11 protein-coding genes are annotated in these 13,533 nt (G+C 57.3%); 7 read left to right on the top strand and 4 right to left on the bottom strand.

Features of this window, described 5'->3' with window-relative positions:
• Positions 1 to 47: 47 nt before the first annotated feature.
• Positions 48 to 2,642: a bifunctional aconitate hydratase 2/2-methylisocitrate dehydratase gene (locus Q675_RS21755; RefSeq protein WP_031210978.1), complete on the bottom strand. Its 2,595-nt coding sequence runs from the start codon at positions 2,640 to 2,642 to the stop codon at positions 48 to 50.
• Between the two features lie 257 nt (positions 2,643 to 2,899).
• On the opposite strand from Q675_RS21755, the gene Q675_RS21750 reads away from it, so the two are divergent.
• On the top strand, positions 2,900 to 3,511 hold the full coding sequence (locus tag Q675_RS21750) for a tRNA-(ms[2]io[6]A)-hydroxylase (RefSeq protein WP_031210977.1): 612 nt from the start codon (positions 2,900 to 2,902) through the stop codon (positions 3,509 to 3,511).
• Here the strand turns inward: Q675_RS21750 and Q675_RS21745 are convergent.
• Positions 3,484 to 4,389 carry a LysR family transcriptional regulator gene (locus Q675_RS21745; protein WP_023010469.1) on the bottom strand — a complete coding sequence of 302 codons (906 nt, stop codon included), beginning with the start codon at positions 4,387 to 4,389 and terminating at the stop codon, positions 3,484 to 3,486. The two genes, Q675_RS21750 and Q675_RS21745, sit on opposite strands and share 28 nt — an antisense overlap.
• A 136-nt stretch (positions 4,390 to 4,525) precedes the next feature.
• Here Q675_RS21745 and Q675_RS21740 point away from each other — a divergent pair, with 136 nt between their 5' ends.
• The 3 genes from Q675_RS21740 to Q675_RS21730 all read left to right on the top strand — a co-directional run bounded on the left by Q675_RS21740 (position 4,526) and on the right by Q675_RS21730 (position 6,724).
• The gene (locus Q675_RS21740; protein WP_031210976.1) at positions 4,526 to 5,296 is read left to right on the top strand and encodes a ferredoxin--NADP reductase; all 771 of its coding nucleotides are present in this window, start codon (positions 4,526 to 4,528) and stop codon (positions 5,294 to 5,296) included.
• Positions 5,297 to 5,403: 107 nt separating this feature from the next.
• Positions 5,404 to 5,805 (top strand): acyl-CoA thioesterase, encoded by a 402-nt coding sequence (locus Q675_RS21735; protein ID WP_023010467.1) that lies wholly within the window; start codon positions 5,404 to 5,406, stop codon positions 5,803 to 5,805.
• A gap of 49 nt (positions 5,806 to 5,854) precedes the next feature.
• Complete coding sequence (locus Q675_RS21730; RefSeq protein ID WP_023010466.1) at positions 5,855 to 6,724, top strand: hypothetical protein; 870 nt, start codon at positions 5,855 to 5,857, stop codon at positions 6,722 to 6,724.
• Here the strand turns inward: Q675_RS21730 and lpxH are convergent.
• Together lpxH and Q675_RS21720 are read right to left on the bottom strand one after the other, a co-directional pair.
• Positions 6,708 to 7,433 carry a UDP-2,3-diacylglucosamine diphosphatase gene (gene lpxH, locus Q675_RS21725; RefSeq protein WP_023010465.1) on the bottom strand — a complete coding sequence of 242 codons (726 nt, stop codon included), beginning with the start codon at positions 7,431 to 7,433 and terminating at the stop codon, positions 6,708 to 6,710. The genes Q675_RS21730 and lpxH overlap by 17 nt on opposite strands.
• Positions 7,430 to 7,930, bottom strand: a complete 501-nt coding sequence (locus tag Q675_RS21720; protein ID WP_011785324.1) for a peptidylprolyl isomerase — start codon at positions 7,928 to 7,930, stop codon at positions 7,430 to 7,432. The genes lpxH and Q675_RS21720 overlap by 4 nt, the downstream gene beginning before the upstream one ends.
• A 161-nt stretch (positions 7,931 to 8,091) precedes the next feature.
• On the opposite strand from Q675_RS21720, the gene Q675_RS21715 reads away from it, so the two are divergent.
• From Q675_RS21715 to Q675_RS21705, 3 genes are all read left to right on the top strand, one after another.
• The gene (locus Q675_RS21715; RefSeq protein WP_022991775.1) at positions 8,092 to 9,771 is read left to right on the top strand and encodes a glutamine--tRNA ligase/YqeY domain fusion protein; all 1,680 of its coding nucleotides are present in this window, start codon (positions 8,092 to 8,094) and stop codon (positions 9,769 to 9,771) included.
• Positions 9,771 to 11,162 (top strand): cysteine--tRNA ligase, encoded by a 1,392-nt coding sequence (gene cysS / locus Q675_RS21710; RefSeq protein ID WP_011785322.1) that lies wholly within the window; start codon positions 9,771 to 9,773, stop codon positions 11,160 to 11,162. The genes Q675_RS21715 and cysS overlap by 1 nt, the downstream gene beginning before the upstream one ends.
• Positions 11,163 to 11,308: 146 nt before the next feature.
• Positions 11,309 to 13,489: a malate synthase G gene (locus Q675_RS21705; RefSeq protein WP_011785321.1), complete on the top strand. Its 2,181-nt coding sequence runs from the start codon at positions 11,309 to 11,311 to the stop codon at positions 13,487 to 13,489.
• Positions 13,490 to 13,533 lie beyond the last annotated feature (44 nt).

Here is a 13,533-nt window from a genome sequence, read left to right as displayed (position 1 = left end):
CCGAAGGCTGGCGTTTTCAGATCAGAGGTAGGCTACCTCAGAAGATCTCAGGCTACGGAAGCCTCAGACGCCTTCTGAGTGTACTCTTCCATCTGGTCGAAGTTGAGATACTTGTAGATCTCTTTGGACATGCTGTTCAGGTCCTTGGCGTACTCCATGTACTCCGCCGGAGTCGGGAGTTTGCCCAGTACCGCGCCCACAGCTGCCAGTTCCGCGGAGGTCAGGTACACGTTGGCACCATCACCCAGACGGTTCGGGAAGTTACGGGTAGAGGTAGACAGAACCGTTGACTTCGGTGCTACACGTGCCTGGTTACCCATGCACAGGGAGCAGCCCGGCATCTCGGTGCGAACACCGGCGGTGCCGTAGGTGTTGAAGTAGCCTTCTTCCATCAGCTGCTGCTGATCCATCTTGGTGGGCGGAGACATCCACAGACGGGTGCTCAGGGCGCCCTTGTGTTGCTCCAGCAGCTTACCAGCGGCACGGAAGTGACCAATGTTGGTCATGCAGGAACCGATGAACACTTCGTCTACCTTGTCACCAGCCACTTCGGACAGGAACTTGGCATCGTCCGGGTCGTTCGGGCAGCACACGATCGGCTCTTTGATGTCAGCCAGATCGATTTCGATCACGTGGGCGTATTCTGCGTCTTTATCAGCACGCATCAACTTCGGATCTTTCAGCCACTCTTCCATCTGCTGGGCGCGACGCTCCAGGGTACGCGGATCGCCGTAACCCTCAGCAATCATCCAGCGCAGCATAACGATGTTGGAGCGCAGGTACTCAGCCACGGAGTCTTCCGACAGGTTGATGGTACAACCGGCAGCGGAACGCTCGGCAGAGGCGTCAGACAGTTCGAACGCCTGCTCGACAGTCAGGTGCTCCAGACCTTCGATCTCCAGGATACGGCCGGAGAATTCGTTGATCTTGCCCTTCTTCTCAACAGTCAGCATGCCCTGCTTGATGCCGTACAGCGGGATGGCATGTACCAGGTCACGCAGGGTGATGCCCGGCTGCATTTCGCCTTTGAAGCGAACCAGAACCGATTCCGGCATATCCAGCGGCATAACGCCGGTTGCAGCGGCAAATGCCACCAGGCCAGAACCGGCCGGGAAGGAGATGCCCATCGGGAAACGGGTGTGGGAGTCACCACCGGTACCTACGGTGTCCGGCAGAAGCATGCGGTTCAGCCAGGAATGGATGATGCCGTCGCCCGGACGCAGGGAAACACCGCCACGGGTGCGGATGAAGTCCGGCAGGGTGTGCTGCATTTCAACGTCAACCGGCTTCGGATAAGCGGCGGTGTGACAGAAGGACTGCATCACCAGGTCTGCCTGGAAGCCCAGACACGCCAGGTCTTTCAGCTCGTCACGGGTCATTGGGCCAGTGGTGTCCTGGGAGCCTACGGTCGTCATGTGCGGCTCACAGTAGGTGTTCGGACGAACGCCTTTGCCTTCCGGCAGACCACAAGCCTTGCCAACCATCTTCTGGGCCAGGGTGAAACCCTTGTCGCCAGCTTCAGGATCCTTCGGCAGACGGAAAATGTCGGTAGCGCCCATGCCCAGAGCCTGGCGGGCCTTGTTGGTCAGACCACGGCCGATGATCAGCGGAATACGGCCGCCGGCCTGAACTTCGTCCAGGATCACATCAGATTTGAACTTGAACTCGGAGATGGTTTCGCCGGCTTCGTTCAGGATCTTGCCTTCGTACGGGCGGATTTCGATGACGTCGCCCATGTTCATGTTGTCAACCGGGGCCTCGAATACCAGGGCGCCAGCATCTTCCATGGTGTTGAAGAAGATCGGGGCAACCTTGTTACCGATACAGACACCGCCGGCACGCTTGTTCGGCACGCCCGGGATATCTTCACCGAAGAACCACAGAACAGAGTTGGTGGCAGACTTACGGGAAGAACCGGTACCAACTACGTCACCAACGAAGGCAACGGGCAGGCCTTTGGATTTGATTTCGTCGATCTGGCTCATCGGGCCAGTTACGCCGGGCTCTTCCGGCTTCAGGCCGTCACGTTCCATTTTATAGGCAGCGCGGGCGTGCAGCGGGATGTCCGGGCGGGACCAGGCATCCGGGGCCGGAGACAGGTCGTCGGTGTTGGTTTCGCCGGTAACCTTGAACACCACCATCTTGGTGCTCTCGGGAACCTTCTTCTTGTTGGTGAACCATTCGGCGTTGGCCCAGGACTCAACCACAGACTTGGCGACGGCGTTGCCGGCGTCCATCTTTTCCTTCACGTCGTTGAAGGCGTCGAACATCAGCAGGGTTTTCTTCAGCTGCTCACCGGCCAGTTCGGCCAGCTCGCTGTTGTCCAGCAGCTCAACCAGGGTCTCGATGTTGTAACCGCCCTGCATCATGCCCAGCAGCTTCACAGAGTATTCTTTGCTGACCAGCGGGGAAGTCGCTTCGCCCTTGGCGATGGCAGACAGGAAAGCGGCCTTAACGTAGGCAGCTTCGTCTACGCCCGGCGGAATGCGGTTTTCCAGCAGGTAAACCAGGGTTTCTTCTTCACCGGCCGGCGGGTTCTTCAGCAGGTCAACCAGGGCGGCGGTCTGCTCGGCGTTCAGGGGCTTGGGGGGAATACCCAGGGCTTCACGTTCGGCAACGTGTTCACGATAGGCTTCTAACACGATATGGACCCTCATCAGTTGGAATGTTCCGCGCTGTGGGCGTGATGCCCGGCGGGAGTTTTTTGGCGAAAAGGCCGCAGGAGCCTCTGAATAACGCCTCAAATCACTGATGGGGTTTCAGGATTTATTCAGAGACTCCTTGATCTGGCGCTGCATTCTATAGGAAACCCCTTATAAAGTTAAGTTGGACAGAGGTCGGAGGAATCTGTTAAGTGCGCTATACTCCGGCCTCCCGAATTTTCAGCCTGAACCGCGATATGAACGACGCCCTGCAAGAAATTCACGATTTCCTACCGTGCCGTACCCCGCAAACCTGGATTGACAGCGCCCTGGCGAACCAGGACCTGCTGCTGATCGACCATGCGCATTGTGAAAAGAAGGCGGCGTCCACCGCGCTGAGTCTGATGTATCGCTACGTGGACAACACCGAGTTGCTCAACAAGATGTCGCGTCTGGCCCGTGAGGAACTGAGGCACTTCGAGCAGGTACTGGCGATCATGAAAAAGCGCGGGGTTACCTATACCCACCTGTCACCGGCGCGGTATGCCGCCGGCCTGCGGGAAGCGGTGCGAACAGAAGATCCGGGGCGGCTGGTAGATGTGTTGATCGTCGGTGCCATTATTGAGGCCAGATCCTGTGAGCGTTTTGCCGCGCTGGCTCCGTCGCTGGATGAAAAACTGGCTGAGTTCTACAACAGCCTGCTCAAATCCGAGGCGCGTCATTACCAGGATTACCTGAAGCTGGCCGAGCAGGCCAATGGTGGCCCGGTGGATGACCGCGTCGCGGAGTTCCTGGCCATCGAGCAAACGCTGATCGAATCCCCGGATTCCGAGTTCCGCTTTCACAGCGGCCCGGTTTCGGCAGGCTGAAGCTCCTGGCAAAGTGACATCCAGCGGGCGATTCCGGCGCTGCGGTATTTCTGTTTGTGCAGAATGAAGTAGAACTGGCGGTCGAATTTCCGATAGTCGGGCACACTCAGGGGGACCAGGCTGCCGCGCTTGAAGGCATCGGCCAGGACGACTTTTGACAGGCATCCAATGCCCAGGTCTGCCTCGACCGCCCGTTTGATGGCCTCGGTGTGTTCCAGTTCCAGCAGGATGTTGAGGTCTGGTAACAGGCCGTGCATCCCCCTTTCGAAGCTCTGCCGTGTGCCAGACCCCTGTTCCCTCATAATCCAGACCGCCTGACGAAGGTCATCGTCGGTCAGGGATTTCTTCCGGGCCAGGGGGTGGGTCGGGGAGCAGAATACCGTCAGTTCGTCTTCCCGCCAGGGAATCACCTCCAGCTCCGGGGACTGCAGTTCGCCTTCAATCAGACCGATATCCAGTTCGAAATCCCGAACCCGACGGGCGATGGCGCTGGTGTTGGCCACCTCCAGTGAAACTTTCGGGCGGGTAGGGGTATTCATGTATTTGGCCATCACGCCCACGGCCAGATAGTTCCCTATAGTCAGAGTAGCGCCGACTTTAAGGGCGCCGACTTCTGAATGTTTACTGAAGGCCTGCTCCAGTTCCGTAGCCTGCGCCAGCAGGGACTCTGCCTTGGGGCGGTAGAGTCGGCCGAGTTCGTTCAATTGCAGCCGTTTGCCCACGCGGTCAAAGAGCTGGATATCGAACTGACTCTCCAGTTCTTTCAGGGCGCTGCTGGCGGCAGACTGGGACATGGCCAGCGATTCGGCAGCCCGGGTGATGTTCTGGAAATGGGCGGCGGCCAGGAAAACTTCGAGCTGACGAAAGCTGTATTTCATAAGGCGTCTTCCGTTGGAAGCTGTTTATCGGAAAAATCGAATAGCCTTATGAAAACAGCCCGTTTTGTCGATTTCAAGCAAAAGGTTAAACTATTCTCAATTCCTGATGGACTGACGTTAATAGGCGAGGGCTCCCATGAGCAACCTGATGAAAGAAACCGTAACCAGTGTGCACCACTGGAACGACACGCTGTTCAGCTTCAAGACCAGTCGGGATCCCGGCTTCCGTTTCAAGAATGGTCATTTTGTGATGATTGGTCTGGAGACGGACGGTAAGCCTTTGATGCGCGCCTACAGTATCGCCAGTGCGAACTATGAAGAAGAGCTGGAGTTTTTCTCGATCAAGGTTCCTGATGGCCCGCTGACCTCGCGCCTGCAACAGATCAAAGTGGGTGACGAGATTCTGGTCAGCCGCAAGCCGACGGGTACGCTGGTGCTGGATAATCTTCTGCCGGGCCGAAATCTCTGGCTGATCAGCACCGGCACCGGGCTGGCACCGTTCATGAGCATCATCAAGGATCCGGAAGTTTATGAGGCCTTTGACAAGGTGATTCTGACCCACGGTGTACGCTATATCTCGGAACTGGCTTACCAGAGTGAGATTGAAGAGCTGCCGGAGAACGAATTCTTTGGTGAGATGGTCAGTGGCAAGCTGGTGTATTACCCGACCGTGACCCGGGAGCCCTTCCGCAACCAGGGCCGGCTGACGGATGCCATGGAAACCGGCAAGATCACACGGGATCTCGGGTTGCCGGATTTCGACGTGGAGCAGGATCGCTTCATGATCTGTGGCAGCCCGAGCATGCTGAAAGACACCTGCGCCATTCTCGATAACATGGGCTTCCGCGAAGCCCGTGGTGGCGACATGGGCCACTATGTGATTGAGCGGGCTTTTGTGGAGCAGTAACTGCGACTAAAGTACTAGCAGAAAATCCTGTGGTTAACGCCACAGGATTTTTTTTGCGACAAGATTTGTGTGTATAGTTTGCGCTCTTTTACAGCAGGACTATGCCCATGTTTACCCTCGACATTCAGCCTCGCTTCAGTGATACAGACGCGCTTGGCCATATCAGCAATACCTCGTTGCCGGTTTGGTTCGAGCAGGGGCGTACTCCGATCTTTCGCATTTTCCATCCGTCGCTGGACGTAAAAACCTGGCCGCTGATCATTGCCCGGCTGGAGATCGACCTGTTGGCCCAGAGTTACTGGCACATGCCCGTTGAGATCAGAACCGGCGTGGGCAATATTGGTAACAGCTCGTTCCAGGTGGTTCAGGAGGCCTGGCAGAATGGCAAGCAGATCGCCCGTGGTGTCGCGACATTGATTCACTTCGATTACGAAAACGAAAAGTCTGTTCCCATCCCCGAGGCCATCAAGGCAGAGTTGGCTGAACATAAGGTCAAGGATGCGGCGTAATGGTGCCGTCAATGGAGGAGCTGTGACCTCAAGGCTTTCTTGTCTGGCGATGGCGCTGTCCGGCTCTCTGCTGCTGGCCGGCTGTGATTCCGGGGAAGAGCAGGGTGCGCCCGATGATCCCTCGGGTTCCTCCCGGCGGGCGGTTTCGGTTGTGGATATTTCCCTGGCCCTGGAGCCGGCTCAACTGGACTGGGTCGGCCAGAGGATTTTCAAGAATGAATGCGCGGGGCGGTTCCAGTGCCTGGTGCACTGGAACGAGGGAGAAGCCTTCCCGTCTCTGGGGATCGGCCACTTTATCTGGTATCCGGAGGGGGTTGACGGCCGTTTTGTCGAGAGCTTTCCGCAGTTGATTACCTATATGAATCAGCGCCAGGCGCCGGTTCCGGACTGGTTGCGCGGGCTTGATCCGCTGGATGCTCCCTGGCCGGATCGTGCGGCCTTTATGAAGATGCAGGATTCTGTCCGCGTTGCTGAACTTCGGGAGTTTCTGGCAGGCACGCAGGGTTTGCAGGCCGAGTTCATTTTTCGCCGTGCCCAGGCGTCGCTGGGCTCTATTCTGGATGATGTTCCCGATCATCGTCAGGAAATCGTTCAACGTCATCTTGAGGAGCTGAGTGCCACCCCGGGTGGCGTCTATGCACTGATGGATTATGTCAATTTCAAGGGCGAAGGGCTCGCTGAATCCGAGCGCTACGACGGTGAGGGTTGGGGGTTGTTGCAGGTGCTTCTGGCCATGGAGCCGGAGCCGGGGCAATCGACTCTTGACGCTTTCCGGGAAGCGGCGGGGGAGGTGTTGACCCGCCGCGCCCGAAATGCCGAAAATCCGATTGAGCGGGAGCGCTGGCTGCCCGGTTGGCTAAAACGGCTGGAAACCTACCGGGAGCCCGCCACAGACCAGATGGCTACAACGGCGTCTTGAGCAGCTCGGGTTCCTGTCCCGGGCGAGCTTCCAGCCACCAGATGTTTTTATCCCAGTCTCCCAGTACAACCCTGCGGGCGCGCTTGCCATTAGCTTCGAGCTCATGAATGGCGGGGCGATGGGTGTGGCCGTGAATCATCAGTTGAACGTTATGGGCTTCCAGTTCTTTCACCACTTCCTCGGGGGTGACATCCATGATGGTCTCAGCCTTGCCCTGATTCTTCGCCATGGAGATTTCCCGCAGTTGCCGTGCCATCAGCTGACGATCTTTGAGTGGGCGGGAGAGAAGCATCTTCACCGTTTGCGGGTTACGCATGTTGGCCCGGAACTTCTGATATTCCACATCAGCCGTGCAGAGGCTGTCACCGTGCATCAGTAGGGCAGGTGTGCCATACAGATCCACTACCGTCGGATCATCCAGCAGGGTGGCGCCGGCGCGCGTGCAGAAGTCTTCGCCGATTAGAAAGTCCCGGTTGCCGTGCATCAGGTAGATGTCGGTGCCGGTGTCCCGCACCTCCCGCAAAGCCGCCGCCACCTGTTCCTGCAGCGGGGTGCGCTCGTCATCTCCAATCCAGGCTTCAAAAAAGTCGCCGAGAATGTAAAGACGCTCAACGCCCAGAGCCTTGTCTCTGAGGAAGGTCAGAAACGCACCCGTAATATCCGGGCGCGATTCTTCCAGGTGCAGATCCGAGATAAACAGCGTGGTCACGCGTCCTCCAGAACCTCGGCTTTTTCAATCACTACGTCCTCAAACGGGACGTCCTGGTGGCCGGCGCGCATGGTGGTGCGAACGGCGCGGATCTTGTTGACGGTATCCATGCCCTCGGCCACCTTGCCGAATACGCAGTAGCCCCAGCCCTCGGCGTTCTTGGCGGTGTGGTCCAGAAAACCGTTGTTCTCAACGTTGATGAAGAACTGGGCGGTGGCGGAGTGGGGGTCCATGGTGCGGGCCATGGCAATGGTGCCGACCATGTTGCTCAGGCCGTTGTCAGCCTCGTTCTGGATAGGTTCGCGGGTTTTGCGCGGCGTCATGCCAGGCTCAAAGCCGCCGCCCTGAATCATGAAGTTGCTGATAACGCGGTGAAAAATCAGGCCATCGTAGAAGCCGTCGCGAACGTACTGTTCGAAGTTTTTGGCGGTTTCCGGGGCTTTTTCGTAGTCCAGTTCCAGTTTGATATCACCGAAGTTTGTCTGCAGCAGAATCATCAGGGTTTCCTGTATTTTGGGATCGGAATGTTGAAAGTGGCTATTGTACTCAAGAGTTTCGTCCGGTGCATGAGTCCGGCATGGATTTGTGAGTATAATAGGCGGTTTAAACGGAGCATCCGGACAGCTCCCATGATTCATTCCCTGTTAACAGAGATTGTATGAGCGCCGAGTCGAAGAAAGCCCACAACTTTATCCAGAGCCTTATTGAAGACGCCATTGCCAAAGGGGAGCACACCGGCAAGGTGGTCACCCGTTTTCCCCCGGAGCCCAATGGCTATCTGCACATTGGCCATGCCAAATCCATCTGTTTGAACTTTGGCATTGCCGAAACCTTTAACGGTGAGTGCAACCTGCGCTTTGACGACACCAACCCGGAAAAGGAAAACCAGGAGTATATCGACGCTATCAAGCAGGACGTGGAGTGGCTGGGCTATGAGTGGGCCGGCGAGGTGTGTTACGCGTCGGATTACTTTGATCAGCTCTATGCCTTTGCCGAAGAGCTTATTCAGAACGATAAGGCTTATGTCTGTGCTCTTAACGCTGAACAGATGGCCGAGTACCGGGGTTCCCTGAAAGAGCCCGGCAAGAACAGTCCATACCGGGATCGCCCGGTAGAGGAAAGCCTGCAGCTGTTCCGGGACATGCGCGACGGCAAGTTCCAGAACGGTGAGCTGGTGTTGCGGGCCAAGATTGATATGGCATCCCCGAATATCAACCTGCGGGACCCGATTCTGTACCGGATTCGCTACGCGGATCATCACCAGACCGGCAGCAAGTGGTGCATCTATCCGATGTATGACTTTACCCATCCGATCTCCGATGCTCTGGAAGGGATTACCCATTCCCTGTGTACCCTGGAATTCGAGGATCACCGGCCGCTTTACGACTGGGTGCTGGACAATATCACCATCCCCTGTCATCCGCGCCAGATCGAATTTGCCCGGCTGAATCTGAACTACACCATTACCAGCAAGCGCAAACTGAAGCGGCTGGTGGATGAAAACGTGGTGGACGGCTGGAACGATCCCCGGATGCCGACGATTTCCGGCATGCGCCGTCGTGGTTACACACCGGAGTCCATTCGCAACTTCTGCGACATGATCGGCGTGAACAAGGCCGGTGGCACCGTGGATGTCGGTATGCTGGAGCACGCTATCCGAGAAGATCTGAATAACCGTGCGCCCCGCGCCATGTGCGTGATGCGTCCGCTCAAGGTCACCCTGACCAACTATCCGGCTGACCAGACGGAAACCCTCACTCTGCCAGTGCATCCGCAGAATCCGGATATGGGCGAGCGGGAAGTGACCTGGAGTCAGACCCTGTTTATTGACCGGGAAGATTTCGAGGTAGAGCCGCCGCGTAAGTGGAAGCGGCTGGCCCCGGACCAGGCGGTGCGGCTGCGCGGTGGTTACGTGATGACCTGCAAAGCGGTTGTGCGTGACGGCAGCGGCGAGATTGTCGAGCTCAAGTGCGAATACGATCCGAATACCCTGGGCGTGAACCCGGAGGGCTACAAACCCAATGGCGTGATTCACTGGGTGTCGGCCAGCGACAGCGTGGAGACGGATATCAATCTTTACGACCGCCTGTTCAACCACGAATCTCCGGACAGCGACAAGGAAGGCGATTTTCTGGATCATCTGAACCCGGAATCTCTGGTCGTTCTCAAAGGTGCCCGCGTTGAGAAAAGTCTGGCTCAGCCCCGTACCGATCTGCCGTACCAGTTCGAGCGCGAGGGATACTTTTTCTGCGACCAGGAACTGACTGAAAAGTCTGGCAAGCCGGTGTTCAATCGTACCGTAACGCTGCGGGATTCCTGGGGTAAGGGAGGCAAGTAATGCGTATCTACAATACGCTGACACAGCAAAAGGAAGCGTTCAAAACCCTGGAGCCTGGCAAGGTTCGTATGTACGTGTGCGGCATGACTGTCTACGACTATTGCCATCTGGGGCATGCTCGGGTGCTGGTGGCGTTTGACGTGGTGACTCGGTATCTGCGGCATCGCGGGTACGACGTACACTACGTGCGCAACATTACCGATATCGACGACAAGATCCTGCGCCGGGCTGATGAAAACGGTGAGGTGTATACCGACCTGACCGACCGGATGATCCGGGCCATGCACGAGGATGAGGCAAAGCTCGGCGTGCTGTCACCCAATGAGGAGCCCCGGGCGACTGCCTTTATCGACGACATCATTGCCATGATCCAGAAGCTGATCGCTGGCGGCCACGCATATGCTGCCGATAATGGCGACGTGTACTTTGCTGTGGAGTCATTCCCGGATTACGGCAAACTGAGCAAGAAAAAGCTGGAAGATCTGGTGGCCGGTGCTCGAGTGGATGTCCAGGAGGCCAAGCGCAGCCCCGCGGACTTTGCGCTCTGGAAGGCCGCCAAACCGGGCGAGGTGAGCTGGCAGTCGCCGTGGGGCGAAGGTCGCCCCGGGTGGCATATTGAGTGCTCCGCCATGTCTACCAAGTGCCTGGGTGACACCTTTGATATTCACGGTGGCGGGCCGGATCTGCTGTTCCCGCACCATGAAAACGAAATCGCCCAGTCGGAATGTGCCACCGGCCACACCTTTGTGCACACCTGGATGCACGCCGGCGCCATTCGAGTGAACAAGGAAAAGATGTCCAAGTCGCTGGGCAACTTTTTTACCATTCGCGAGATTCTGGAAAAGTACCCGGCGGAAGTGGTTCGCTATTTCCTGGTGTCCAGCCACTACCGGAGCCAGGTGGACTATTCCGAGGATAACCTGGCGGAGGCCGGGCGAACCTTGACCAAGCTCTATCATGCCCTGCGGGGTATCGTGCCGGCGAAAGAAGCGGATGTAGCGGAAACGGACCACGACCGTCGTTTTGCCGAGGTAATGGATGATGATTTCAATACTGCTGGCGCCATTGCCGTGCTGCATGCAGTGGCGAATGACATCAATCATTACCGCCGGGAAGGTGATGAAGAAGCCGCCAAGCGCAGCGCGGCCGTTCTGGTGCGGCTGGGTGCTGTGCTCGGTCTGCTGCAGCAGAACCCGGAAGCCTTCTTCCAGGCGGATACCGGCAGTGAGCTGACCGCCGAGGACATCGAGGCCATGATTCAGGCCCGTGCCGATGCCCGTAAAGCCAAAGACTTTGCGGAGGCCGATCGCATTCGCGATGATCTGCTGGAGAAGGGCATTATCCTGGATGACAGCCGTGAAGGAACCACCTGGCGCCGGAGCCAGGACTGAGTTGATTCGCGCAATGTCGCATTGTGCCGGTGGGAATGACCTTGTAGGGAATTTCACGTACAATGCGGCGCTCTAATCAGAACGTCCCCGCGCTATCGGCGCCATCAGGGGAGTCGGGAACTACAAACCCATTGAGGCAAGCAACGATGACAGAACGCGTTCAAGTTGGCGGCATCCAGATCGCCAAGAATCTGTACGATTTTGTAAATAACGAAGCGATTCCGGGCACCGGTATTGAAGCTGACAAGTTCTGGGCCGAGTTCGACAAGATCGTGAACGAGCTCGCTCCGCGCAATCGCGAGCTGCTGCTCAAGCGTGACGAAATCCAGGAAAAAATGGATACCTGGAACCGCGAGCACAAGGGCCAGAAACTGGACATGGCCGAGTACAAGGCGTTTCTGAAAGACATCGGCTACCTGGTAGATGAGCCGGCGGATTTCAAAATCTCCACCTCCAATGTGGATCCGGAAATCGCCACCATGGCCGGCCCGCAGCTGGTTGTGCCGGTCATGAATGCCCGTTTCGCCCTGAACGCGGCTAACGCTCGCTGGGGTAGCCTGTACGATGCCCTGTACGGTACCGACGCTATTTCTGAGGAAAACGGTGCTGAGAAGGGCCGTGGCTACAACCCGGTTCGTGGCGCCAAGGTGATTGAGTGGGCCCGCAACCTGCTGGATGGCTCTGCGCCTCTGGCTTCCGGTAGCCATAAAGACGCCGCAAAATACTATATCGACGGCGGCAAGCTGGCGGTTAAACTTCAGAACGGTGACGTGACCGGTCTGAAAGACGAGTCCGGTTTTGTGGGTTACACCGGCGCTGCCGATGCCCCCACTGGCGTTTTGCTGGTGAAGAATGGCATGCATTTCGAAATCCAGATTGATGCCAGCCATCCGATCGGCAAGGATGACGGTGCCCACGTTAAAGACGTTCTGATGGAATCGGCCCTGACCACCATCATGGACTGCGAAGACTCCGTTGCCGCGGTAGATGCTGATGACAAGGTTGTCGCCTACAAGAATTGGCTTGGCCTGATGAAGGGCGATCTGGAAGAGTCCTTCGAGAAGGGCGGCCAGATGATGACTCGTCGCATGAATGGCGACCGCACCTACACTGGCGCCGATGGCAGCGAGCTGACCCTCAAGGGCCGCAGCCTGCTGTTCGTTCGTAACGTTGGCCACCTGATGACTAACCCGGCCATTCTGCTGAAGGATGGTAGCGAAATCCCCGAGGGTCTGATGGACGGCCTGGTAACATCCCTGATCGCCATCCACGACCTGAAGGGCGACGGCAAATTCCAGAACAGCACCAAGGGTTCTGTGTACATTGTTAAGCCCAAGCAGCACGGCCCGGAAGAAGTGGCGTTCACCAATGAATTCTTCGGTCGTGTTGAAGACGCTCTTGGTCTGCCGCGCTTCACCCTGAAAGTGGGCATCATGGACGAAGAGCGTCGCACCACCGTGAACCTGAAGGCCTGCATCCACGCTGCCAAAGAGCGCACCGTGTTTATCAATACCGGCTTCCTGGATCGCACCGGTGATGAGATTCATACATCCATGGAGTTGGGTCCCTTCATCCGTAAGGGGCCGATGAAGCAGGCTGCCTGGATCAACGCTTACGAGCAGTGGAACGTTGACATCGGCCTGGAAGCCGGTCTGTCTGGCGTTGCCCAGATTGGTAAGGGTATGTGGGCCATGCCGGATCTGATGGCAGGCATGCTGGAGGCCAAGATCGGTCATCCGAAGGCTGGTGCCAACACCGCCTGGGTTCCGTCTCCGACAGCCGCTACCCTGCATGCCACTCACTACCACCAGGTGAACGTGTTTGATGTGCAGAAAGAGCTGGCTAACCGTCAGCGCGCGTCTCTGGACGACATCCTGACTGTGCCGGTGATGGAGGATCCGTCGTCCTTGAGCGCCGAGGACATTCAGCAGGAACTGGACAACAACGCCCAGGGTATCCTTGGCTACGTTGTACGTTGGATCGACCAGGGTGTGGGCTGCTCCAAGGTGCCTGACATCAACGATGTGGGCCTGATGGAAGACCGTGCGACACTGCGTATTTCTTCGCAGCTGCTGACCAACTGGCTGTACCACGGCATCTGCTCTGAAGAGCAGATCATGGAAACCATGAAGCGCATGGCTGCGGTTGTTGATAAGCAGAACGCTGGTGATGCGGCGTATCGCAACATGGCTCCGAACTTTGACGACAGCATTGCCTTCCAGGCCGCTGTGGATCTGGTTCTGAAGGGGCGCGAACAGCCGGCCGGCTACACAGAGCCGCTGCTGCACGCATACCGTCAGAAGGCCAAGGCCAAATACGGGCAGTAAAACGCCCGTCCATAAAAAACCCCGCTTCGGCGGGGTTTTTTATT

Origin of the sequence: Marinobacter sp. EN3 (genome assembly GCF_000475315.1) — a bacterium.
GTDB classification, from domain to species: domain Bacteria; phylum Pseudomonadota; class Gammaproteobacteria; order Pseudomonadales; family Oleiphilaceae; genus Marinobacter; species Marinobacter nauticus.
Note: the sequence above shows the minus strand (reverse complement) of the source record. Positions and strands in the feature narration are given on the sequence as shown.

Coding starts and splice junctions, on each gene's coding strand:
- Q675_RS21750 (WP_031210977.1), top strand. CDS start 2,900: ATGAACGACGCCCTGCAAGAAATTCACGATTTCCTACCGTGCCGTACC.
- Q675_RS21745 (WP_023010469.1), bottom strand. CDS start 4,389: ATGAAATACAGCTTTCGTCAGCTCGAAGTTTTCCTGGCCGCCGCCCAT.
- Q675_RS21740 (WP_031210976.1), top strand. CDS start 4,526: ATGAGCAACCTGATGAAAGAAACCGTAACCAGTGTGCACCACTGGAAC.
- Q675_RS21735 (WP_023010467.1), top strand. CDS start 5,404: ATGTTTACCCTCGACATTCAGCCTCGCTTCAGTGATACAGACGCGCTT.
- Q675_RS21730 (WP_023010466.1), top strand. CDS start 5,855: ATGGCGCTGTCCGGCTCTCTGCTGCTGGCCGGCTGTGATTCCGGGGAA.
- Q675_RS21720 (WP_011785324.1), bottom strand. CDS start 7,930: ATGATTCTGCTGCAGACAAACTTCGGTGATATCAAACTGGAACTGGAC.
- Q675_RS21715 (WP_022991775.1), top strand. CDS start 8,092: ATGAGCGCCGAGTCGAAGAAAGCCCACAACTTTATCCAGAGCCTTATT.
- cysS (WP_011785322.1), top strand. CDS start 9,771: ATGCGTATCTACAATACGCTGACACAGCAAAAGGAAGCGTTCAAAACC.
- Q675_RS21705 (WP_011785321.1), top strand. CDS start 11,309: ATGACAGAACGCGTTCAAGTTGGCGGCATCCAGATCGCCAAGAATCTG.